This is a genomic window from Pseudomonas sp. AP3_22 TE3818 (assembly GCF_053628995.1).
In genome coordinates, this window is record NZ_JBRJHL010000001.1 from 6,067,640 (window position 1) to 6,089,320 (window position 21,681).

General features: G+C 61.4%; 20 protein-coding genes. 9 read left to right on the top strand and 11 right to left on the bottom strand.

Annotated features, from left to right (window positions below):
* The first annotated feature begins 6 nt into the window (after window positions 1–6).
* Window positions 7–1,071, top strand: a complete 1,065-nt coding sequence (gene queG, locus AB7M25_RS27620; protein ID WP_429382521.1) for a tRNA epoxyqueuosine(34) reductase QueG — start codon at window positions 7–9, stop codon at window positions 1,069–1,071.
* 8 nt (window positions 1,072–1,079) lie between these two features.
* Here queG and AB7M25_RS27625 read toward each other — a convergent pair whose 3' ends face one another.
* Both AB7M25_RS27625 and orn read right to left on the bottom strand, forming a co-directional pair.
* On the bottom strand, window positions 1,080–1,691 hold the full coding sequence (locus AB7M25_RS27625; protein WP_007973246.1) for a trimeric intracellular cation channel family protein: 612 nt from the start codon (window positions 1,689–1,691) through the stop codon (window positions 1,080–1,082).
* A gap of 152 nt (window positions 1,692–1,843) precedes the next feature.
* On the bottom strand, window positions 1,844–2,386 hold the full coding sequence (gene orn / locus AB7M25_RS27630) for an oligoribonuclease (protein WP_007983969.1): 543 nt from the start codon (window positions 2,384–2,386) through the stop codon (window positions 1,844–1,846).
* A gap of 106 nt (window positions 2,387–2,492) precedes the next feature.
* Here orn and rsgA point away from each other — a divergent pair, with 106 nt between their 5' ends.
* From rsgA to AB7M25_RS27650, 4 genes are all read left to right on the top strand, one after another.
* Window positions 2,493–3,524, top strand: a complete 1,032-nt coding sequence (gene rsgA / locus AB7M25_RS27635; protein ID WP_007978809.1) for a small ribosomal subunit biogenesis GTPase RsgA — start codon at window positions 2,493–2,495, stop codon at window positions 3,522–3,524.
* 199 nt (window positions 3,525–3,723) lie between these two features.
* The gene (locus AB7M25_RS27640; protein ID WP_007978807.1) at window positions 3,724–4,131 is read left to right on the top strand and encodes a TIR domain-containing protein; all 408 of its coding nucleotides are present in this window, start codon (window positions 3,724–3,726) and stop codon (window positions 4,129–4,131) included.
* A gap of 2 nt (window positions 4,132–4,133) precedes the next feature.
* Entirely contained in the window at window positions 4,134–5,093 is a 960-nt protein-coding gene (locus AB7M25_RS27645) for a caspase family protein (protein ID WP_429382527.1), read from the top strand.
* On the top strand, window positions 5,093–5,584 hold the full coding sequence (locus AB7M25_RS27650; RefSeq protein WP_429517834.1) for a toll/interleukin-1 receptor domain-containing protein: 492 nt from the start codon (window positions 5,093–5,095) through the stop codon (window positions 5,582–5,584). The genes AB7M25_RS27645 and AB7M25_RS27650 overlap by 1 nt, the downstream gene beginning before the upstream one ends.
* Window positions 5,585–5,781: 197 nt before the next feature.
* Here the strand turns inward: AB7M25_RS27650 and motB are convergent, their stop codons facing one another.
* Window positions 5,782–6,810 (bottom strand): flagellar motor protein MotB, encoded by a 1,029-nt coding sequence (gene motB, locus AB7M25_RS27655; protein ID WP_429382529.1) that lies wholly within the window; start codon window positions 6,808–6,810, stop codon window positions 5,782–5,784.
* A gap of 3 nt (window positions 6,811–6,813) precedes the next feature.
* Window positions 6,814–7,665, bottom strand: coding sequence for a flagellar motor stator protein MotA (gene motA, locus AB7M25_RS27660; RefSeq protein WP_429382531.1), 852 nt, complete (start codon window positions 7,663–7,665; stop codon window positions 6,814–6,816).
* Window positions 7,666–7,832: 167 nt separating this feature from the next.
* Between motA and AB7M25_RS27665 the strand changes: the two genes are divergently transcribed.
* From AB7M25_RS27665 to asd, 3 genes are read left to right on the top strand one after another with little or no spacing between them, the layout of a single operon-like run.
* Window positions 7,833–9,371, top strand: a complete 1,539-nt coding sequence (locus AB7M25_RS27665; RefSeq protein WP_429560562.1) for an HDOD domain-containing protein — start codon at window positions 7,833–7,835, stop codon at window positions 9,369–9,371.
* A 42-nt stretch (window positions 9,372–9,413) separates the two neighbouring features.
* Window positions 9,414–10,229, top strand: a complete 816-nt coding sequence (locus AB7M25_RS27670) for a rhodanese-like domain-containing protein (RefSeq protein WP_429382535.1) — start codon at window positions 9,414–9,416, stop codon at window positions 10,227–10,229.
* Window positions 10,230–10,247: 18 nt separating this feature from the next.
* Window positions 10,248–11,108 carry an archaetidylserine decarboxylase gene (gene asd / locus AB7M25_RS27675; RefSeq protein ID WP_104451570.1) on the top strand — a complete coding sequence of 287 codons (861 nt, stop codon included), beginning with the start codon at window positions 10,248–10,250 and terminating at the stop codon, window positions 11,106–11,108.
* Between the two features lie 128 nt (window positions 11,109–11,236).
* Here the strand turns inward: asd and serB are convergent, their stop codons facing one another.
* Window positions 11,237–12,451 carry a phosphoserine phosphatase SerB gene (gene serB, locus AB7M25_RS27680; RefSeq protein WP_007983950.1) on the bottom strand — a complete coding sequence of 405 codons (1,215 nt, stop codon included), beginning with the start codon at window positions 12,449–12,451 and terminating at the stop codon, window positions 11,237–11,239.
* 135 nt (window positions 12,452–12,586) lie between these two features.
* Here serB and AB7M25_RS27685 point away from each other — a divergent pair, with 135 nt between their 5' ends.
* Complete coding sequence (locus AB7M25_RS27685; protein ID WP_104451571.1) at window positions 12,587–14,104, top strand: AhpA/YtjB family protein; 1,518 nt, start codon at window positions 12,587–12,589, stop codon at window positions 14,102–14,104.
* A gap of 245 nt (window positions 14,105–14,349) precedes the next feature.
* Here AB7M25_RS27685 and AB7M25_RS27690 read toward each other — a convergent pair whose 3' ends face one another.
* The 6 genes from AB7M25_RS27690 to AB7M25_RS27715 all read right to left on the bottom strand — a co-directional run bounded on the left by AB7M25_RS27690 (window position 14,350) and on the right by AB7M25_RS27715 (window position 21,588).
* The gene (locus AB7M25_RS27690) at window positions 14,350–15,063 is read right to left on the bottom strand and encodes a PqiC family protein (protein WP_429382539.1); all 714 of its coding nucleotides are present in this window, start codon (window positions 15,061–15,063) and stop codon (window positions 14,350–14,352) included.
* Between the two features lie 175 nt (window positions 15,064–15,238).
* Window positions 15,239–17,506, bottom strand: coding sequence for a DNA topoisomerase IV subunit A (parC, locus tag AB7M25_RS27695; protein WP_429382541.1), 2,268 nt, complete (start codon window positions 17,504–17,506; stop codon window positions 15,239–15,241).
* 7 nt (window positions 17,507–17,513) lie between these two features.
* Window positions 17,514–18,038 (bottom strand): retropepsin-like aspartic protease family protein, encoded by a 525-nt coding sequence (locus AB7M25_RS27700; protein ID WP_429382543.1) that lies wholly within the window; start codon window positions 18,036–18,038, stop codon window positions 17,514–17,516.
* The gene (locus AB7M25_RS27705; protein ID WP_429382545.1) at window positions 18,035–19,024 is read right to left on the bottom strand and encodes an esterase-like activity of phytase family protein; all 990 of its coding nucleotides are present in this window, start codon (window positions 19,022–19,024) and stop codon (window positions 18,035–18,037) included. The genes AB7M25_RS27700 and AB7M25_RS27705 overlap by 4 nt, the downstream gene beginning before the upstream one ends.
* Window positions 19,024–20,928, bottom strand: a complete 1,905-nt coding sequence (parE, locus tag AB7M25_RS27710; protein ID WP_007977465.1) for a DNA topoisomerase IV subunit B — start codon at window positions 20,926–20,928, stop codon at window positions 19,024–19,026. The genes AB7M25_RS27705 and parE overlap by 1 nt, the downstream gene beginning before the upstream one ends.
* Before the next feature lie 51 nt (window positions 20,929–20,979).
* Window positions 20,980–21,588 (bottom strand): YqiA/YcfP family alpha/beta fold hydrolase, encoded by a 609-nt coding sequence (locus AB7M25_RS27715; RefSeq protein WP_429560564.1) that lies wholly within the window; start codon window positions 21,586–21,588, stop codon window positions 20,980–20,982.
* Window positions 21,589–21,681 lie beyond the last annotated feature (93 nt).

The following is a 21,681-nucleotide window of genomic DNA, read 5'->3' on the forward strand; positions in this document are numbered from 1 at the left end:
CGCATCATGCCCGCTATTACCACAGACCTGCCTGCCCTCGCCCAATCCATCAAGGACTGGGGCCGCGAGCTGGGCTTTCAGCAAGTCGGCATCAGCGGCCTCGACCTGGGCGAGCACGAGCAACACCTGGAGCGCTGGCTCGCCGCCGGCTACCACGGCGAGATGGATTACATGGGCGCCCATGGCAGCAAACGCTCACACCCGGAGGAGCTGGTGCCCGGCACTTTGCGCGTGGTTTCGCTGCGCATGGACTACCTGGCGGGCGACACCCACATGGCGAAAATGCTCGCCCAGCCGGAAAAAGCCTACGTCTCGCGTTATGCCCTGGGTCGCGATTACCACAAATTGATTCGCAAGCGCGTGCAACAACTGGCGGACAGGATTCAGGCAGAAATCGGCCCGTTTGGTTTCCGTGCCTTTGTCGACAGTGCACCAGTGCTGGAAAAAGCCATCGCCGAACAGGCCGGCCTGGGCTGGATTGGCAAAAACACCCTGGTGTTGAATCGCAAGGCAGGCAGTTATTTCTTCCTCGCCGAGCTGTTCGTTGACTTGCCACTGCCGGTAGACCCGCCCCACGCCACCGAACACTGCGGTCGCTGCAGTGCCTGCCTCGACATCTGTCCGACCCATGCTTTCGTCGGCCCTTATGTGCTGGATGCCCGGCGCTGCATTTCCTACCTGACCATCGAACTCAAAGGCGCGATCCCGCAAGACCTGCGACCGCTGATCGGCAATCGGGTGTTCGGTTGCGATGATTGCCAGATTGTCTGTCCCTGGAACCGCTTCGCCCGCCCGTCCGGTGAAAGCGACTTCAAGCCGCGGCACAACCTGGACAACGCCGAACTGGCGGAACTGTTCATGTGGGATGAGGAGAAATTCCTGAGCAGCACCGAAGGCTCGCCGCTGCGTCGGACCGGTTACGAAAACTGGTTGCGCAACCTGGCGGTAGGCCTGGGCAATGCGCCTTCGACGATTCCGGTGCTGGAGGCGTTGAAGGCGCGGCGCGAGCATCCGTCCGAACTGGTCCGCGAACACGTCGAGTGGGCCCTGAAACAACACGGCCTCGTGTAGGAGCGGCGTCAGGCTTCGTCGTTGTAGACGAACTTGGGCATTTCCCAGTGGAAACGGATCGCCAACAAGCGCAACAGGAACCCGCCGAACAGGGTGATCAGAATCGCCTGTTCCCCTGGCAAGTTCAGGTACAGACAGAGCATGTAGCACCACGCCGCCGCAAACGAGACGCTGGCGTACAGCTCACGCCGGAAGATCAGCGGAATATCGTTGCAGAAAATGTCCCGCAGGATGCCGCCAAATACTCCGGTGATTACGCCGCTGACCGAGGCGACCAACATGCCATGGCCCATTTCCAGGGCGGTGATGCAGCCGATCAGGGTGAAGGCCACCAGCCCCATGGCATCGAGCACCAGAAACAGTGAGCGCAAATGCCGCATCCAGCGTGCCGTGAACACGGTAATCATCGCCGCAGCCGTGGTCAGCACCAGGTATTCCGGGTGTTTGACCCACGTCAGCGGGTAATGCCCGAGCAGCACATCGCGCACCGAGCCGCCCCCCAGCGCCGTGACGCAAGCGATCAGCACCACGCCAAACCAGTCCATGCCACGACGCCCGGCAGACAGGGCGCCGGTCATGGCTTCGGCGGTGATGGCGATCAGGTAGAGCATCAGCAACATGGTGGCGGTCCTTGCGAAAAGGCGCGCAGTCTACTGACTTCGCCGAAGCACCAAAAGAGGGCGCCGCTACTTGTAGGAGCCGGCTTGCCGGCGATGGCGTCCTCAAGGACCTCTTCGCTGGCAAACCAGCTCCCACATGTCGGGTTTCAAGCTCAGGCCTTGATGAAATGCTTGCGGTAATGCTGCAACTCGGCGATGGATTCGCGGATGTCGTCCAGCGCCAGGTGGGTGCTGCCCTTCTTGAAGCTGTCACGCACGTCCGGTGCCCAGCGCGCCGCCAGCTCTTTGAGCGTGGACACGTCGAGGTTGCGGTAGTGGAAATAGCTTTCCAGGGATTTCATGTGGGTATAAAGGAAGCGACGGTCCTGGCAGATGCTGTTGCCGCAGATCGGCGATTTGCCCTTCGGCACCCACTTCTCCAGGAAGGCGATGGTTTCGGCTTCGGCTTCGGCCATGCTGATACGGCTATCGCGAACCCGCTGGGTCAGCCCGGAACCGCCATGCTGACGGGTGTTCCACTCGTCCATGCCGGCGAGGATTTCGTCGCTGTGGTGAATGGCGATCACCGGGCCTTCGGCCAGGGTGTTCAGGTCACTGTCGGTGACGATGGTGGCCATTTCGATAATGACGTCGGTATCAGGGTTCAGACCGGTCATTTCCAGGTCGATCCAGATCAGGTTCTGCGGATTTTGCATGTTCGGCTCCTAAGCAATGCTGCGCAGTTTAGCCTAGGCCGGTGGCCGGGCGTGCTAAACTCGCGGCCGTTTTACCTAATCGCTGCATTCTTTATACGGAACACCCATGGCCAAACGCCAACTCAATCGCCGCCAAAACTGGCGCATCGAAAAGATTCAGGGCGAACGCGCTGCCCGCGCCGCCAAACGCGAGTCCTCGGCTGTCGAGGCACTTGAGGGCGGCGATCTGGGCCCGGAACAGCACGGTCTGGTGATCGCGCACTTCGGTGTGCAGGTTGAGGTCGAGGCCCGCGACGGCGAGCTCGCCGGCCAGGTGTTCCGTTGCCACCTGCGCGCGAACCTGCCGGCGCTGGTGACCGGTGATCAGGTGGTGTGGCGCGCCGGCAACCAGGGCATCGGCGTGATCGTGGCGCAACTGCCGCGCAACACCGAACTATGCCGCCCGGACAGCCGTGGTCAGCTCAAGCCGGTGGCGGCCAACGTCGACATGATCGTCATCGTGTTTGCACCGCTGCCCGAGCCCCACGCCAACCTGATCGACCGCTACCTGGTGGCGGCCGAACATGCGGGCATCAAGCCGCTGCTGCTGCTGAACAAGTTCGACCTGATCGACGAAAACAACGCCCCGGCGCTGAATGCCTTGCTCGCCGTATACCGCACCCTCGGTTACCCGGTGCTGGAAGTGTCGGCGCATCACGGTAACGGGATGGAGCAGTTGCAGACGCAACTGGACGGACGCATCAGCGTATTCGTCGGCCAGTCCGGTGTCGGCAAGTCGTCGCTGGTCAACAGCCTGCTGCCGGATGTCGAAACCCGCGTCGGTCCGCTGTCCGAGCTGTCCGGCCAGGGCACCCACACCACCACCACCGCGCGGTTGTTCCACTTCCCCGGCGGCGGTGAGTTGATCGACTCCCCGGGTATCCGCGAATTTGGCCTGGGCCACGTCAGCCGTGCCGACGTCGAAGCCGGCTTCATCGAGTTCAACGACCTGCTGGGCACCTGCCGCTTCCGCGACTGCAAGCATGACCGCGAACCCGGTTGCGCCCTGCTCAAGGCCCTTGAAGATGGCCGCGTGCAGCAGCAACGGATGAACAGCTACCGCTCGATCATCGCTAGCCTGCCGGAAAACGGCTACTAAACAGACGTGCCGACCGCCCGGCTTTACGCGGGGTGGTCGGCGGCTGGATCTCCCCCCCGCTTAAACATCTGACCTTTCTGTAGGACGTGCGCACGCTCGCCTGTAGGGCATTTCTCTTTCCGCGCCGACCTCTTGAAGCCGCCCTGTAATCACCTAGTTTCAAACCCTCTTCGCACTCCAGCGACACCGAGGGACACCCATGCAAACCTACCATCTGTTCATCAGCCACTCGTGGAACTACTCCGACGCCCACGACAATCTCGTACGCCTGCTCAACGCCAAGCCCGGTTTCACCTACAAGAATTTTTCGGTGCCGCCGGACAACCCGATTGTCGGCGCGAAAACCGACAAACAACTGGAGGAGGCCATCGAAAACAAGATCCGTCCGTGTTCGGCGGTATTGATCATGGCCGGGATGTATTCCACCTACAGCAAGTGGATCAACAAGGAAATCGAGATCGCCAAGCGCATGGGCAAGGTGATCATTGCGATCAAACCGTTCGGCGCCGAGCGCATTTCCACGGTAGTACGTGAGGCGGCACATGCCGAGTGTGCCTGGAACACCAACAGCATCATCAGCGCCATTCGCCAGCATACGGCGGTGTAACCATGCGCAAGGGACTGTTTATCGGCATCAACGACTACACCCACGTTTCGCGGCTGAGCGGTTGCAGCAATGACGCCATGGCCATGGCTTCCGTGCTCAAGACCGACGCCAATGGCGATCCGAACTTCAAGAACATCGTGCTGACCTCCGCCGAGGACTACCTGAGCCGGGAAAAGCTCGAAGACCAGATCCGCGAACTGTTTTCCGGGGACTGCCATGTCGCGCTGCTGTATTTCGCCGGCCACGGCAGCTTCGACACCGACACCGACGAAGGCATGTTGATCCCGCAGGATTACAAGAGCGCCAAGGACGGGATTCGCCTCAGTGACATTCTCAACTGGGCGAGCAAAGCCACGAAGATCAAAAACAAAGTGATCATCCTCGATTGTTGCCAGAGCGGCTCGGCCGGCGAACTGCGCGCCTTGCGCAGCGAGGGCAGCGTGGTCGGCGAAGGCATGACCATCCTGACCGCCTGTAAAAAGGAAGAGCCGGCGATGGAGGGCGCGCAACACGGCGTGTTCACCGGACTATTGCTCCAGGCCCTGCACGGCGGAGCAGCGAACATCCTGGGCAAGATCACACCCGGCAGCCTCTATTCGTTTGTCGACAACGCCCTCGACGCCTGGGAACAGCGGCCGGTGTTCAAGACCAACGTCTCGCAGTTCATTTCCCTGCGCGAAGTGTCGCCGCTGATCCCCAAGGAAATCCTGCGCAAACTCCCCGAATGGTTTGCCGAAGCGGAGTCGGTGTACCCCCTCGCCCCCAGCTTTGAGCCCACCGAGCCTGAATTCAACCCGGAGCACGGCGACGTCTTCGCCCAGTTGCAAAAGTGCAACCGCCACAGCCTGGTCGAACCGGTGGACGCCGAGCATATGTACTACGCCGCCATCCACTCCACCGGCTGCCGCCTCACCGCCCTCGGCGCCTATTACCGCGAACTCGCGATCAAGGGACATTTCTGATGCCAGTGTTTATCAGCTACCGCCACATGGACCGCGCCCACGCGGTCAAAATCAACGGGCGCCTGATCCAGGCCAACATCAAGACCTACCTCGATGTGCTGGATGCCGAATCCCAGACCACCGACGACATCACCGGGGTGATTACCCGCAACATCAGCGAATGCACTCACCTGCTGGCAGTGGTCTCGGAGAAAACCGCGCTGTCCTGGTGGGTGCCGTTCGAAATCGGCGAGGCGACCATCACCAACCGACGCATCTGCTCGTTCAAGACCGGCCCGACCGAGCTGCCGCTGTACCTGGACAAATGGCCGAAGCTGACCAGCGACCGGGACATCGACTTCTTTATCGATGCCTATCGCAACGAAGCAACGCTCAAGCGCTCGATGTCGCTTGAGTCCGTGACCGGCAGCGAGTCGGTGCGCAGCGTCAACAGATCCAATGCGGATCGCTTTCACGCCGAGCTCAAGTCACGAATCATCCGCGGATTCTGAAGTCACTCCAGGGGTTCTCTCACCCATCATCTGTAGGAGCCGGCTTGCCGGCGATGCGTTCAAGTACGCCGAGTGGTTCCAGACAGCACGCGTAATCGTTGACAACCATCGCCGGCAAGCCGGCTCCTACAGGGGATCCCTCCAAACCAGTGAACGCCGCACAAAAAAGCCGACATCTCTGTCGGCTTTTTTGTACGTCACTGCTTGGGTGGTTCAGCCGGTTTCGGCGCTGGATCATCGAACAGATTCAAACGCTCGCGCAGTTCGTGAGCCGGCAACGGTTCCTTGTCCGCCGGCAACGCGTTCGGGTCGACCGGCGCGGTCGGTGTTGCACCTGGTGCAGCCGAACCTTGCGGCGCATCGGGAGCTGGCTCCGCCCCTTGCGAACCTTCGATCGCCCGCTGGGCTTTCTTGGTCAGTACCACGATGTCGATACGGCGGTTCACCGGGTTGAACGGGTGCTCGCGATCGAACAACGCCGACGAGGCATAACCGACCACGCGCGCCACCTGTGCATCTGGATAGCTGCCCGCCACCAGCGCACGACGTGCGGCGTTGGCACGGTTGGCCGAGAGTTCCCAGTTACCGAAATCACCGGTGCCTGTGTACGGCTTGGCATCGGTGTGGCCGCTGATGCTGATCTTGTTCGGCACCGCCTTGATGGTGTCGGCCATGGCCAGCAGGATGTCTTCGAAATAAGGCTTCAAGCGAGCTGAGCCTGAATCGAACATCGGGCGGTTTTCCGCGTCCATGATCTGGATACGCAGGCCGTCCGGGGTAATTTCGAACAGGATCTGGTCCTTGAACTTCTGCAGCTGCGGATTCTCATCAACTTTGTTCTGCAGTTCTTGCAGCAACAGTTCGAGGCGTTCCTTTTCGACCTGCTCGGCCATGCCTTCGACCTGGTCGGTATCGATGGTGACCTTGTCCGGCTGCGGCTGGGACTTCACCTCAGGGTTGAGGGTGTTTTCCGGCGCCAGGGTCGGCGTGCCGCCCAGATCGATGATGTACGGCGTGCCGCTTTCGGAAAAGCCGATCGGGTCCTTGAAGTAACCGGCGATGGCGATCTTCTGTTCCGGCGTAGCGGTGGACAGCAGCCACAACACCAGGAAGAACGCCATCATCGCCGTGGCGAAGTCGGCGAAGGCGATCTTCCAGGAGCCCCCGTGATGCCCGCCCCCGTACTTTTTGACGCGCTTGATGATTATCGGCTGGTTATTTTCCATAACTTAACGACCGCGAACCGCTTGTTCCAGCTCGGCGAAGCTTGGACGGTGAGCCGGGTACAGTACCTTGCGACCGAACTCCACAGCCAGCGATGGCGGCATACCGGAGGCCGAGGCGACCAGCGAAGCTTTGATGGCTTCGTAGACGTTCAACTCTTCCTTGGCATCGTGACCCAGGGCGTGCGCCAGGGGACCGAAGAAACCGTAGGCGGCGAGAATACCGAAGAAGGTACCGACCAATGCCGCACCGACGTGCAGGCCGATGGACTTCTGGTCGCCATCACCCAGCGAAGCCATGGTGACCACGATACCCAGTACCGCCGCGACGATACCGAAGCCCGGCATGGCGTCAGCAATGCCGTTCACTGCGTGGGACGGGTGGTCCAGGTCTTCCTTGAGGCTGGCCAGTTCCATGTCGAACAGATTTTCAAGTTCGTGGGGCGCCATGTTGCCGGAGGACATGATGCGCAGGTAATCACAGACGAACGCGGTCATGCGCTCGTCCTTGAGTACCGTCGGGTACTTGGCGAAGATCGGACTCGCGGCGGCATCTTCGATATCACCTTCAATCGCCATCATGCCTTCGCGGCGACTCTTGTTGAGGATCTCGTAGATCAGCCCCAGCACTTCCAGATAAAACGCATGGTTGAAACGCGAACTGAACATTCCCAAGGCTTTCTTGAAAACGTGCATCGCCATATGACCAGGGTTGGCCTGAAGGAAAGCGCCGAGCGCCGCACCGCCGATGATCATCACCTCGAAAGGCTGGATCAGAGCGGCAATCTTGCCGTGGGAAAGCACGTATCCGCCGAGCACGCTCGCGAATACGACGATGATGCCGATAATTTTAGCCATAGGTTAGGAGAGCACTTACTGAGTCGGGTTCAAGGTCATATTCGGAAGTTAAAAAATCTCTTCTTCTACTTATCGGCAAAACTGCGCCAGACTATAGCCAGTTCAGGCGAAAAGCTAATTTGACCCCTTCCGGGCACAGGTATTGTTGACGATGATCGCCGCCCACCATGGTTAACGAAACGAACGTTCCAACCCCAAAACCGACGACGCTCGAAGGCTGGGTCAAGCTGCTCGATGGCGTGCGCCTGCCGGTTCCGCAAGCCAGCCACGACCGCGTCTGCAAGGCCATCCGCGACAATCGCAGCTCGCTGCGCGATATCGCCGACCTCATGCAAGGCAGCCCCGCCCTGGCCTTGAGCGTGATTCGCGAAGCCAACCGACACACCCACGGCGGCATGACCGAGCCTGCGGAAAACCTTGAGGTTGCGATCAATCGCCTCGGCCTGAAACGCACCGAAGAATTGCTCGCGCGGCTGCCCGCCAACCCCCAGTCCGAGATCCCCAAGACCCTGCGTCAGCTGCAGATGATCAGCCAGCACGCCACGCAACAGGCCAATGGTTTTTTTGCCAGTCGCCTGGCGCGCCTGTGGCAGGACATACACTGGGGCAGCCTGCTGTTTCTTTCGCCCCTGTGGCCTTTGGCACTGACCCATCCAGAACTGCTCGAAGACTGGGAGCTGCGGGTCATCCATAAAGGTGAGTCGGCACGTAAAGTCGAAAAGCAATTGTTTGGCGTACGCCTGCTGGACATCGGCCAGGCGCTGGTGAAGGTCTGGCACTTGCCGATCTGGGTGCAACAGGGCTATCGCCTGTTGCTCACCGAGCAGCGGGAGCTGGTGAAAGTCCTGCGCATTGCCCGTGACAGCGAGCACCCGCTGCGCCAGCAGAACCGCCTCGATGACGATCCGACCCTGCGCCGCTGGCTCAACCAACCGGCCAATACGGTGCTGCTGGCCAACGGGCTGGCGCTGTCGGCACAACACGCCTGGGACAGCCCGCACAGTGAACGCTGGCAGTACCTGACCAGCCTTTACCTGCAAATGCCGATGGATGAGGTGCAACAACAACTGCACCAGCAAGCCGCCAACAGCGCGCGCCATCACGCCATGCCCGACCTCTGGCACCCCGCCGAATCGCTGATCTGGCCGTGGGGCATGAACCGGATCCACGCCGGACTGCTACCGGCCGCCGGCCCCACGGCCGAAGATCTGGCGAAATGGCGCAAGCAATGCGCCGAATTGCTGGTCGAGCCGAGTCGTTTCACCAACGCCATGCACTTGACCATCGCCGCCCGGGACGCCCTCGTGGCCTGCGGCATGCGTCGGGTGATGATCCTGATGGCCGACCGTGCCCATGCCAACCTGCGCGTGCACCAGACGGCCGGCCTGCCGAAGGAAACGGCCGGGCTGAACTTCGTGGTCAGCCAGAGCAACGTCTTGCAACGCCTGCTCGCGCAACAGGCCCAGGTCCGCCTGACGCCGGCCAACAATGCGCAATTCTCGGCCCTGCTGCCCAACAGCCTGCGCTCACAGTTCAGCGGTGAACACCTGCTGCTGCGTTCGCTGGTCAACAATGGCCGGGTGATCATGATCGTCGTGGCGGATCAGGGCGGTGAGCCGTTTTCGGAAGTTTCCGTGCAGGCCTTCGGCAAAACCGCGCAGTGCATCGAGAAAGCCCTGCACAGCTTTAGCCACCGTGGCCAATAAGGCTGCGCTACAATCCTCCCTTTTGTGCTCTGGAGACCTCACATGTCTGACTTCTCTGGCTTGCCGCTGGTGATCGAGCCGAGCGACTTGCTCCCTCGGCTCGAAGCCCGCGAACTGATTCTGGTGGACCTGACCAGTGCCGCCCGCTACGCCGAAGGACACATTCCCGGCGCGCGTTTTGTCGATCCGAAACGCACGCAACTGGGGCAGGCACCCGCCCCGGGACTGATGCCCCCGCAGGCAGCGCTCGAAACGCTGTTTGGCGAGCTGGGACACAATCCCGATGCGGTCTATGTCGTGTATGACGATGAAGGCGGCGGTTGGGCCGGGCGTTTCATCTGGCTGCTGGATGTCATCGGCCACAGCAAGTACCACTATGTCGACGGCGGTCTGACGGCCTGGCTGGCAGAAGGCTTGCCCATGTCGATCCAGATTCCGCCAGCCGTGGGCGGCCCGGTTTCTCTGACCTTGCACGACGAACCCACGGCTACCCGCGAATACCTGCAAAGCCGGCTCGGCGCCGCCGACCTGGCCATCTGGGACGCACGCGGGCCGCTGGAGTATTCCGGCGAGAAGGTCCTGGCGGCCAAGGGCGGGCACATTCCCGGCGCGGTCAATTTCGAATGGACCGCCGGCATGGATCCGTCACGCCAGTTGCGCATCCGCACCGACATGCCGCAGATCCTCGAACAACTCGGGATCAGCAAAGACAAAGAAGTGATTACCCACTGCCAGACCCACCATCGCTCTGGCTTCACCTATCTGGTGGCCAAGGCTCTCGGTTATCCGCGGGTCAAGGGCTACGCCGGCTCCTGGGGCGAATGGGGCAACCATCCCGATACCCCGGTAGAAATTTAAGATTTTTAAGGACCGTTAATGAACAAGCGTCTGTTTCTCCTCGGCCAGTACCTGCTGCCCCACAACTTGCTCTCGCGACTGGCCGGCTGTATCGCCGAATGCCGCGTGCGCTGGTTCAAGAATGCCTTTACCGCCTGGTTCGCCAAGCGCTATCAGGTGGACATGTCCCAGGCGCTGGTCGAAGACCTGACTGCCTACGAGCACTTCAACGCGTTCTTCACCCGCGCACTGAAAGACGGTGCCCGTCCGCTGGACGAAACGCCGGGCGCGATCCTCAGCCCGGCCGACGGCGCGATCAGCCAGCTCGGCCCGATCGAGCACGGTCGTATATTCCAGGCCAAGGGCCACAGCTTCAGCGTGCTGGAACTGCTGGGTGGCGATGCGGCGAATGCTGCGCCGTTCATGGGCGGTGACTTCGCGACCATCTACCTGTCGCCGAAGGACTACCACCGCGTGCACATGCCGCTGGCCGGCACCCTGCGCGAGATGGTCTACATCCCGGGTCGTCTGTTCTCGGTCAACCAGACCACCGCTGAAAACGTTCCGGAACTGTTCGCCCGCAACGAGCGCGTGGCGTGCATTTTCGACACCGAGCGCGGGCCGATGGCCGTGGTGCTGGTAGGCGCAATGATCGTGGCTTCGATTGAAACCGTCTGGGCCGGCCTGGTCACGCCGCCGAAGCGCGAGCTGAAAACCTTCCGCTACGACGAAGCCGCGCGCGCGCCGATCCACCTGGAAAAAGGTGCGGAACTGGGTCGCTTCAAGCTGGGTTCGACCGCCGTCGTGTTGTTCGGGCCGGATCAGGTGAAGTGGGCTGAGGAAATGACTGCCGGTACAGCGGTGCAGATGGGTCAGGGCATGGGCTCACCAAAAGCCTGATCAACGCACATCCCTGTAGGAGCGAGCTTGCTCGCGATGGTCGCCAACGATGACGCGGGCTTCCTGAATGCCCGCGTTGTTCTCAGGTTCATCGCGAGCAAGCTCGCTCCTACAGGTGTTTTGCGGTGTTACAGCTGTCCGTCGCGATCGCGGAAGCCCAGCAGGTACAGCACGCCATCCAGGCCCAGGGTCGAAATGGCCTGCTTGGCCGACTGCTTGACCAGAGGCTTGGCGCGGAACGCCACGCCCAACCCGGCAATCGCCAGCATCGGCAAGTCATTGGCACCGTCGCCGACCGCAATGGTCTGCTCCAGGCGCAAGCCTTCCTTGTGTGCCAGCTCCCTCAACAAATCCGCCTTGCGCTGCGCATCGACAATCGGCTCGACCGCCACGCCGGTGACTTTGCCGTCGACCACTTCCAGTTCGTTGGCAAACACATAGTCGATACCCAGCTTGGCCTGCAATTGCTTGGCGAAGTAGGTGAAGCCGCCCGAGAGGATCGCGGTCTTGTAGCCCAGGCGCTTGAGTTCGGCGAACAGGGTTTCCGCCCCTTCGGTCAGGCGCAACGAGGCACCGATGGAATCCAGCACGCCAACGTCCAGACCTTTGAGCAAGGCCAGGCGCTCCTTGAAGCTGGCGCGAAAATCCAGCTCGCCGGCCATCGCCCGCTCAGTGATTTCCGAAACCTTGTCACCCACGCCAGCCGCCTTGGCCAACTCGTCGATCACTTCGGCTTCGATCAGGGTCGAGTCCATGTCGAACACCGCCAGGCGACGGTTGCGACGGAACAGCGAGTCCTCCTGGAAGGCGATGTCGACGTTCAGTTCCTGGGCGACGCTGAGGAATTCGGCCCGCAGCGCCTGCGGATCAGCCGCCTCGCCACGGACGGAAAACTCGATGCAGCCCTTGCCCTTGTCGGCCGGAGTGTCCAGCGGCATGCGCCCGGACAGACGATCGATGTGGTCAATGTTCAGGCCATATTTGGCGGTGATCGAACTCACGGCCTGCAACTGCCCGGCTGTCACCTTGCGGGTCAACAGGGTCACGATGTGGCGCTTTTTGCCCTGGTTGCCGACCCACTGCTGGTAATCCTGTTCGGACACCGGTGTGAAACGCACCTGCTGATCGAGCTCGTAGCCCTTGAACAGGATGTCCTTGAGCACGGACTTGCCTTGCTCGGTGTCGGGAATTTCAACCAGGATGCCGAACGACAAGGTGTCGTGGATCACCGCCTGACCGATGTCGAGAATGTTCACACCACCCTGGGCCAGAACGCCGGTAATGGCCGCAGTCAGACCCGGACGGTCGACTCCCGTGATGTTTATCAGGACGATTTCGCGCAAGGCGCACCCCCGCAGGTGGAAAAAAACCGCATTCTACCCACTTTCAGTGACCATCGGGCACCGTGAGCGCTTTGACGGTCTAGGGCCTGTCGCTATACTGCGCGTCAACTTCACGGACAAAAGAGCCGAGCTCAAGTGAACCGGCCTACGCCAGTAAAAACCGATAACTTCTTCCTGCTGATCTTCCGGGCACTGCGCCACCGCCGTGTACCGATTGCATTGCGCATCGCCAGCCATAACGTGATCCTGGTCGCCCTGGCCCTGGTCATCTATGCCGGTGTGATGGGCCTGCAGTTCAAGCAGGCCATGCACGAGCAGGCGGATGCGCTGGGCGAAAGCCTGACGACGCAGACGGCCACTTCGGCCACGGAGCTGTTGGTGTCCAACGACATCCTCAGCCTCAATGTGCTGCTCAATAACCTGACCAAGAACAAGCTGGTGGCCCACGCCGCCATCTACAGTCCGGACAACCGCATCCTTGCCGAATCCGGCCAGCGTCCCAAGCATGGCCTGCTGGGCGAGGCCGAGGGCATGTACCAGAGCAAGATCACCTTCCAGGACGTGACCGCCGGGCAATTGCGCATCAGCCTGGACATGGACCAGTTCCAGCAGCCGATGACCATCAGCCTGCAAAGCATGGGCATCCTGAGCGCCATCCTGCTGGCCCTGTCTTTGGCCCTGAGTCTGCGCATGGGGCGTTATCTCTCGACGCCCCTGCTGCAATTGCGGGTGTGGCTGCGCAATATCGATGAATACACCCCGGCCACCGACCGCCAGGACGAAATCGGCGACCTGGCGCGTCAGTTGCACGCCAACTTCGCCCCGGAGCCCGCCCCTGTGCCGGAACCGGAACCGGAATTCGACGACGTCGATGACGAGGCCGACCCGGCCTTCGAAGTCCGCAACCTGCGCGATCCGAGTTTCGACGAGAGCCGCCCGGTAGCGGCGCTCAAGCCAGCGCCACGGCAGATCGTCAGCACCGTCGAAGACGACGATGACGAAGATCCGTTCGCCGATCTGCGCGACGAGTCGCTGGACAGCCCCCCACAACCGGTGATTCGCAAGGCCACGCCGAGCGTGCCGCAACACAGCGCGGTACTGGCGGTGCAACTGGGCTCCCAGGAGCAACTGCGACGCCTGCCGCGGGCGCGTCTTGAAGAACTGCTGGAGCGCTATCGCGATTGCCTCGACCAGGCCGCATCGCTGTATCAAGGCGAAGTGGAGACCTTGAACGATGGCAGCACGCTGATGCTGTTCCACACCGAAGACAGCGGCGACGATTACCTGACCAACGCCATTTGCTGCGGCGAGCTGCTGCGGGCCCTGGGCCACCAGCTGCAGATCGAAGTCGCGGACAGCGGCATCACCCTGCAATTGCAGTTGGGTCTGACTCTGGGCGACGAACTGTTCGGCCTGAGCCAGATCGACCTGTTGCTGACCGACCCTGCCCAGGACGCCCTGGCCCTGTCGCAGCACAGCCGCAACCTGCTGCTGGTGGAACGCAAGATCAGCGACGACGCGTTGATCCGTCAGCGCGCACGGATCCGCCCGATTGCCAGCCCTGAGGGTGCATGTTGCGTGGAGCGGTTGATGGAGCCGTATCCATCGATGCTTGAACGGCAACTGGCGCGGATGCACGAACGCCGGGCTTAATCGCCCCGTTATGAAGAAGCCCGCAGACGAGTGATCGTCTGCGGGCTTTTTGTTGTCTGTACCTACGCCTTCGCGGGCAAGCCCGCTCCCACAGGGACGTGGTCGTACACAAGATCTGTGTTCACAGAGATAAGGGTGGGAGCGGGCTTGCCCGCGAAGAGGCCGCAACTGACGCCAGATATCCCCAGCCAGCAGAAACAAAAAAGCCCGCATCAATGCGGGCTTTGTTTCAAATCCATCCGGGGTCAGAAGCGAAACACTTCCATATCCGTACGAATAGGCGCGGCCATCGGGATCTTCGGCTGCTTTTCCTGTTCTACCGCAGGTGCAGCCACTTTGGCTGGCGCTTTACGCGGGGCTTCGGCGATCGGCGGCTGATTGGCCAGCGGCTTGAGCGCCACCGACAATTGCTCGGCCAAGCGTTGCAGCAACACGCCCTGCGCCTGGACCTGAGCCGACGTACTACCGGCATGCTGTTCCTGCAAATGGATGATGCGGTTGTCGCGGACCTGCCCGCGACGGTCGATCAGGCGCCATTGCGCATCGAGGATCGCCGGTTGCTTTGCACCCGAATCCAGGCGCGTGATGGTCAGCAACACCTGAACGTCCGGGGTGAAGCCCAATGTTGCCGGGGCCAGCACTACGCGCTGGCTGTCCAGGTGACCTGCGACCTGACGCAGCAGCAACTGATCGATATCCGACGAAAGGCTACCGGCCCAACGACCGTCGGTCGATGCTTGCAAGCTGCCATCCGGCTGACGCTGCAACAGGGTTTCGCGCTGCAGGTAGTCGGCCACGGTGACCGGGCCCAACAATACCGCCATGCCCGCGTTCTGTGCAGGCTGAACCGGGGTTCCAGCGTCCAGCTGATACAACGACACCGGTTGGTGAACGCTGCAACCCGCCAGGCCAAGAATGCCGGCGAGCATAAGAATAAAAGGAAGGCGCAGAGCAGTCATCGTCCCATCCAGGTGATCAATAAAAGGCTGATCACAGTGAAAATACTCAATAAATATGAAGAACACGCGGCAGTGCCGGCGCTTGAAAGGCCATATCATCCGTGAATATGCGTTCCGACTCCAGCGCAAAGCGCCGAACTACGGGTTAATTCGTAGTTCGGCACCTCCAGGACACCTAATTGAGGTTTTCGACGAGCAGCGCATCTACCCGCTGGAAGCCACGCGGCAACTTGTTGCCACGACGGCCACGTTCACCTTTGTAGTGTTCGAGGTCGTCCGCTTTCAGTGACAAGGTACGTTTCCCGGCCTGCAACACCAGTGTTGCACCGTCCGGCAATACGGCGATGTCCGTCACATACTCTTCGCGACTGGCCACTCGCTCACCGGGAATCCCGATGATCTTGTTGCCTTTGCCTTTACCTAATTGTGGCAGGTCGCTGATTTTGAAGATCAACAGGCGACCTTCGGTCGTCACCGACGCCAGCCAGTTCTGCTCACGATCGGCCACAGGGCGCGGCAGCATGACCTTGGCGTTGTTCGGCAGGCTCAACAGGGCCTTGCCCGCCTTGTTCTTGGCTTGCAGGTCCTCGCCCTTGACCACAAAACCGTAGCCGGCGTCGGAAGCGATCACGTACAACGCGTCGTCTTCGGGCATCAGCACGCATTCGAAACTCGCACCCGGTGGCGGTGTCAGGCGACCGGTCAACGGTTCGCCCTGGCCACGGGCCGACGGCAAGGTGTGGGCGGCCACCGAATAACTGCGGCCGGTGGAGTCGATAAACACGGCAAACTGGTTGGAGCGCCCGGCTGCCAGCGCCTTGAAACCGTCCCCGGCCTTGTAGGAAAGCCCGGTGGCGTCGATTTCGTGGCCTTTGGCGGAGCGAATCCAGCCTTTTTCCGATAGCACCACCGTCACTTTCTCGTTCGGCAGCAGATCGTGCTCGGTCAGGGCCTTGGCCTCGGCGCGCTCGACAATCGGCGAACGGCGGTCGTCGCCGTAGGTTTCGGCGTCCTTGATCAGCTCGGTGCGCACCAGCTTTTTCAGCTTGGCTTCGCTGCTCAGCAGGGCTTGCAGCTTGGCTTGTTCCTTGAGCAGTTCATCCTGCTCGGCACGCAGCTTCATCTCTTCCAGTCGCGCCAACTGACGCAAACGGGTGTCAAGGATGTAGTCGGCCTGGATCTCGCTCAGGGCAAAGCGTTCGATCAGTCTGGCCCGTGGCTGTTCCTCGGTACGGATGATGTGGATCACTTCATCCAGGTTGAGGTAGGCAATCAGCAAACCGTCCAACAGGTGCAGGCGACGCTCGACCTTGTCGAGGCGGAATTGCAGGCGACGACGCACGGTCTGCACCCGGAACTCCAGCCATTCGACCAGCAACGCGCGCAGGTTTTTCAGCTGCGGCTTGCCGTCCAGGCCAATGATGTTGATGTTGACCCGGTAGCTCGACTCCAGCTCGGTGCTGGCGAACAGGTGTTGCATCAAGGCATCGTGGTCGAAGTTCTTGCGCGCCCCCGGAATGATCACGATCCGGCACGGGTTTTCGTGGTCGGATTCGTCGCGCAGGTCGGCGATTTGCGGCGCCTTGGACGGTTTGGCCTGCATCATCGCGGCAATCTGCTCCAGCACCTTGGCGCCCGAGACCTGATGCGGCAACGCAGTGACGATGATGTCGCCGTCTTCGATGTGATACACGGCGCGCATGCGCACCGAGCCGCGACCGGTTTCGTAGATTTTCAGCAGGTCGGCGCGCGGGGTGATGATTTCCGCTTCGGTCGGGTAATCCGGGCCCTGGATGTGTTCGCAGAGCTGTTCGACCGTGGCCTTGGGCTCATCGAGCAAACGCACGCACGCCGTGGCGACTTCGCGCAGGTTGTGCGGCGGCACGTCGGTGGCCATGCCCACGGCGATGCCGGTGGTGCCGTTGAGCAGGATGTTCGGCAAACGGGCCGGCAGGACCAGCGGCTCGTCCAGCGTGCCGTCGAAGTTCGGCCCCCAGTCCGCCGTGCCCTGGCCCAACTCGCTGAGCAGCACTTCGGAATAACGCGACAGCCGCGCTTCGGTGTAACGCATGGCGGCGAAGGACTTGGGATCATCCGGCGCACCCCAGTTGCCCTGGCCGTCGACCAGCGTGTAGCGATAGCTGAACGGCTGGGCCATCAGCACCATGGCTTCGTAGCAGGCCGAGTCGCCGTGGGGGTGGAATTTACCGAGCACGTCACCGACGGTACGCGCCGATTTCTTGTGCTTGGAATCGGCGTCCAGCCCCAGCTCGCTCATGGCGTAGACGATACGCCGCTGTACCGGTTTAAGACCGTCGCCGATATGCGGCAGGGCACGGTCCATGATCACGTACATGGAGTAGTTGAGGTAGGCATTTTCGGTGAAGTCAGCCAGTGACCGGCGTTCTACACCGTCCAGGCTGAGATCAAGGGAGTCGCTCATGCGGGCCTCATCGGTTCGTTGTCTGGCGCAGCAGCATGGTGCCACCGCGCTGGGTAAATTCAAGTTTGTTCAGTGCGCTCATGCCGAGCAACACCTGATCGCCGTGCAGCCCCGGGGCCACCAGTGCGCGCACATCCCGCAGCACGATGTCGCCCAACTGCAGGCGTTCAATACGGGTGCGATAGCCCTGGCTCAGGCCATTGGCCGTGCTCAGGGTCACGCCGAATCCTTCTTCGAGCTTCAAACGCTTGGCCAGGTCCGCCGGAATCGACACATCGGTCGCCCCGGTGTCGAGCATGAAGTCCACCGGCTGGCCGTTGATCTGGCCGCTGGCTACGAAATGCCCCTGCACATTGCTGACCAGTTTCACCTCGACGAAACCTTCGCCCTGCTCCGAGCTGACCACCACATTCGGATTTTGCTGCCGCGCTTCCCACTGGCCGAAAAACCGCGTGGCCAGAAACAGCGCTGCGCACCAGGCCAGCACCATAAACACCCGGCCGATGCGCTGACCCGGCGTTTGTTGGCTCATGGCTTGGCACTCCAGCCACCTTCCGGTGCAGCGAAGCGCCAGACCACCGGACGCACTTCACCATCGGCGCGCGCACCGAAGTTATTGTCGACACCGATCCAGGCACCATCGGCATCCACGATCAACGCTTCTTCCAACCCGTAGTCCTGTGGATAACGACGGTTTTCCTGCAACAACTCGGCGGCGTACGACCAGCAGCGCTCGACCCTGGCCGTCTGCGGATCCCGGCGACAAATCTGATAGGCGTTGCGTTCAAGGGCGAACAGCTTGCCGTTGAACAGCGACAGGTCCGAAAAATCCTGCGAGACAGCTCTGGCGTGGGGAAACTGCTCGGGCTGCATTTCCATGCCCGCCTCGCTAAGCAGCACGCAGCCACCGTCGCAATCCCACAACGTCTGCTTGCGTTTGATCATCAGCAGTCCGCGGCCTTGACGCTCGGCGGCGAGCCACATCTGATCGCCCGCCGGGTTGACAGCCAGCCCTTCGAACAGTGCATTGAATTGCAACAGCAGGCCTCTGGCCCGTGCCTCGCGAACCATCATCGGCGAAATTTTCAACCAGGTAGCAGGCCCCGTGGGCGGCACTTGCAAGACTGCGGCATGGCCTTCACTGACAATGTAGCGATTGCCGGCGCTGTCGCAGGTGATGCCTTCGAAGTCCAGATTGCCGCCACGCACGAACGAAGCCCCCCAGACACTAGACCTCAACCCCCAGGGCAAGCCGCTGTCAGGCACCGGCGGTACGTCGATATGCACCGCATCGGCCTGCCAGTCAGGTCCGCTGGTATCGAGGCGATAGATCTGATCATCGTCGCGGTCGGAAACTGCCCACAGGTCATTGCCGCACTGCGCCAGCCCGGACAGGTTGCCACCGCGCATGCTGTCGACGACATGCCCGGACAACAGGCGCAGCTGTGGCGCCGGCTCGGCAGATACCGTAATCGACGTCAGCAGCAACGCACAGGCCAGGGCAAAGCCCAGACGCATCAGCCCAGCACCTCGGCCAGGTTGCCCTTGGACTCCAGCCAGGTCTTGCGGTCACCGGCGCGTTTCTTCGCCAGCAGCATGTCCATCATTTCCGAGGTAGCCTCGAAATCTTCCAGGGTCAACTGCACCAGACGCCGAGTGTTCGGGTCCATGGTGGTTTCACGCAGCTGCGGCGGGTTCATTTCACCCAGCCCCTTGAATCGGGTGACCTGCGGTTTGCCGCGTTTCTTCTCGGCTACCAGACGATCAAGGATGCCGTCGCGTTCGGCTTCATCCAGGGCGTAGTAGATTTCCTTGCCCAGGTCGATGCGGTACAGCGGCGGCATGGCCACGTAGACGTGACCGGCATCCACCAGCGGGCGGAAGTGCTGGACGAACAAGGCGCACAGCAAGGTCGCGATGTGCAGACCGTCGGAGTCGGCGTCGGCGAGGATGCAGATCTTGCCGTAGCGCAGTTGGCTCATGTCGGCAGCGCCCGGATCGACACCGATCGCCACGGCGATGTTGTGCACTTCCTGGCTGGCCAGCACTTCGCTGCCGTCGACTTCCCAGGTGTTGAGGATCTTGCCGCGCAACGGCAGGATCGCCTGGAATTCTTTGTCTCGCGCTTGCTTGGCCGAGCCGCCGGCGGAATCACCTTCCACCAGGAACAGCTCGGAACGCATCGGGTCCTGCCCGGCACAGTCGGCCAGCTTGCCCGGCAGCGCCGGGCCTTGGGTAATGCGTTTGCGCTCGACCTTCTTGCTGGCCTTGAGGCGACGGCCGGCGTTGTTGATCGCCAGTTCCGCCAGCAGCATGCCGGTTTCCGGGTGGGCGTTGAGCCACAGGCTGAACGCATCCTTGACCACACCGGAGACAAACGCCGCCGCCTCACGGGACGACAGGCGCTCCTTGGTCTGGCCGGAGAATTGCGGTTCCTGCATCTTCATCGACAGTACGAAGGCAATGCGTTCCCAGACGTCTTCCGGCGCCAGCTTCACGCCGCGCGGCAACAGGCTGCGGAATTCGCAGAACTCGCGCATGGCGTCGAGCAGACCTTGGCGCAAGCCGTTGACGTGGGTACCGCCCTGTGCGGTCGGGATCAGGTTGACGTAGCTTTCCTGTACCGCGTCGCCACCTTCAGGCAGCCACAGCAGCGCCCAATCCACTGCTTCCTTATTACCGGCCAGGCTGCCGCAGAACGGCTCGTCCGGCAGGCGCTCGAATTCGCTGACCGCATCCACAAGGTAGGAACGCAGGCCGTCTTCGTAATGCCATTCGACTTTCTCGCCGGTGGCCTTGTCTTCAAAACTGACCAGCAGCCCCGGGCACAACACGGCCTTGGCCTTGAGCACGTGCTTGAGGCGGCTGATGGAAAACTTGGGTGAGTCGAAGTATTTCGGATCCGGTGCGAAGAACACACTGGTGCCGGTGTTGCGTTTGCCGACCGTGCCGACGATCTCCAGCTCGGTGGCCTTGTAGCCATCCTTGAAGGTCATCTGGTACTCGTTGCCGTCACGCTTGACCCGCACCCGCACTTCGGTGGACAAGGCGTTGACCACGGAAATACCCACCCCGTGCAAACCGCCGGAGAACTGGTAGTTCTTGTTGGAAAACTTGCCACCGGCATGAAGCTTGGTGAGGATCAACTCGACGCCCGAAACACCTTCCTCAGGGTGAATGTCCACCGGCATGCCACGGCCGTCATCGCTGACTTCCAGGGAATGGTCGGCATGCAGGATCACCTGTACCGATGAGGCATGCCCGGCCAGGGCTTCGTCGACACTGTTGTCGATGACTTCCTGGGCAAGGTGGTTCGGCCGACTGGTGTCGGTGTACATGCCGGGGCGTTTGCGCACCGGGTCGAGGCCCGAGAGGACTTCGATGGCGTCGGCGTTATAAGAGCTAGCGCTGGGAGTGGCCATGGGGTCTCGTCGTCAGTGTTCGGTGAAAAAAGAATTCATGGGGGCTATCGCTCACAATGCGCTGAAATCGATTGCCTGATACAAATCGGCGCCGATGCCGGCAAAACTCAACATGGCCGGCAGTCGCGTGGCAAAACCCTGGAAACTGTGGTCGCCACCGGCCTGGATACGCAAGGCGCATGCCCGGTAATACTGCTGGGCGAGACGATAGTCCAACGTTTCGTCAGCTGTCTGCAACCATACCTGATAACGCTGCGGATCCCGGGGTGCCGGCACTTCCAGCTCGGCCAGGGCCGTCACGTGGTCGTGGGTCAATTCCCAGGCCTCTTCGGTATACAGGTTTTTCTGCGTCCCCAGATAGCCGTCGAACATCCGGTGCGGGCTGACGGCAGGGTTGATCAACAGGGCTTTCAAGCCATGGCGCTCGGCCAGGTGAGTGGCATAGTAGCCGCCGAGGGAGCTGCCGACCAGCAGTGGCCGCCCCAGTTCGGCGATCGCCTGCTCCAGCTGCTCGATAGCCTGGCCCGGGTGGTGGTGCAATGCCGGAACGCGCAACTGTTCGCTCAGGCCCAGACGCTCCATCACCTCGACCAACTGGCAGGCCTTCTTCGACAACGGCGAGCTGTTGAAGCCGTGGATATAAAGGATCGAACCGGACATTTGAGTTCCCTGTGCGTCGGCTAAAGAATCGGAGTTTACTGTAGGAGCGAGCTTGCTCGCGATGGTCGTCAACGATAACGGTGAAAACCTGGC

What these genes read in the sequence shown, in the direction of transcription:
- queG (WP_429382521.1), top strand. Translation starts at nt 7, where the DNA reads ATGCCCGCTATTACCACAGACCTGCCTGCCCTCGCCCAATCCATCAAG.
- AB7M25_RS27625 (WP_007973246.1), bottom strand. Translation starts at nt 1,691, where the DNA reads ATGTTGCTGATGCTCTACCTGATCGCCATCACCGCCGAAGCCATGACC.
- orn (WP_007983969.1), bottom strand. Translation starts at nt 2,386, where the DNA reads ATGCAAAATCCGCAGAACCTGATCTGGATCGACCTGGAAATGACCGGT.
- rsgA (WP_007978809.1), top strand. Translation starts at nt 2,493, where the DNA reads ATGGCCAAACGCCAACTCAATCGCCGCCAAAACTGGCGCATCGAAAAG.
- AB7M25_RS27640 (WP_007978807.1), top strand. Translation starts at nt 3,724, where the DNA reads ATGCAAACCTACCATCTGTTCATCAGCCACTCGTGGAACTACTCCGAC.
- AB7M25_RS27645 (WP_429382527.1), top strand. Translation starts at nt 4,134, where the DNA reads ATGCGCAAGGGACTGTTTATCGGCATCAACGACTACACCCACGTTTCG.
- AB7M25_RS27650 (WP_429517834.1), top strand. Translation starts at nt 5,093, where the DNA reads ATGCCAGTGTTTATCAGCTACCGCCACATGGACCGCGCCCACGCGGTC.
- motB (WP_429382529.1), bottom strand. Translation starts at nt 6,810, where the DNA reads ATGGAAAATAACCAGCCGATAATCATCAAGCGCGTCAAAAAGTACGGG.
- motA (WP_429382531.1), bottom strand. Translation starts at nt 7,665, where the DNA reads ATGGCTAAAATTATCGGCATCATCGTCGTATTCGCGAGCGTGCTCGGC.
- AB7M25_RS27665 (WP_429560562.1), top strand. Translation starts at nt 7,833, where the DNA reads ATGGTTAACGAAACGAACGTTCCAACCCCAAAACCGACGACGCTCGAA.
- AB7M25_RS27670 (WP_429382535.1), top strand. Translation starts at nt 9,414, where the DNA reads ATGTCTGACTTCTCTGGCTTGCCGCTGGTGATCGAGCCGAGCGACTTG.
- asd (WP_104451570.1), top strand. Translation starts at nt 10,248, where the DNA reads ATGAACAAGCGTCTGTTTCTCCTCGGCCAGTACCTGCTGCCCCACAAC.
- AB7M25_RS27690 (WP_429382539.1), bottom strand. Translation starts at nt 15,063, where the DNA reads ATGACTGCTCTGCGCCTTCCTTTTATTCTTATGCTCGCCGGCATTCTT.
- parC (WP_429382541.1), bottom strand. Translation starts at nt 17,506, where the DNA reads ATGAGCGACTCCCTTGATCTCAGCCTGGACGGTGTAGAACGCCGGTCA.
- AB7M25_RS27700 (WP_429382543.1), bottom strand. Translation starts at nt 18,038, where the DNA reads ATGAGCCAACAAACGCCGGGTCAGCGCATCGGCCGGGTGTTTATGGTG.
- AB7M25_RS27705 (WP_429382545.1), bottom strand. Translation starts at nt 19,024, where the DNA reads ATGCGTCTGGGCTTTGCCCTGGCCTGTGCGTTGCTGCTGACGTCGATT.
- parE (WP_007977465.1), bottom strand. Translation starts at nt 20,928, where the DNA reads ATGGCCACTCCCAGCGCTAGCTCTTATAACGCCGACGCCATCGAAGTC.
- AB7M25_RS27715 (WP_429560564.1), bottom strand. Translation starts at nt 21,588, where the DNA reads ATGTCCGGTTCGATCCTTTATATCCACGGCTTCAACAGCTCGCCGTTG.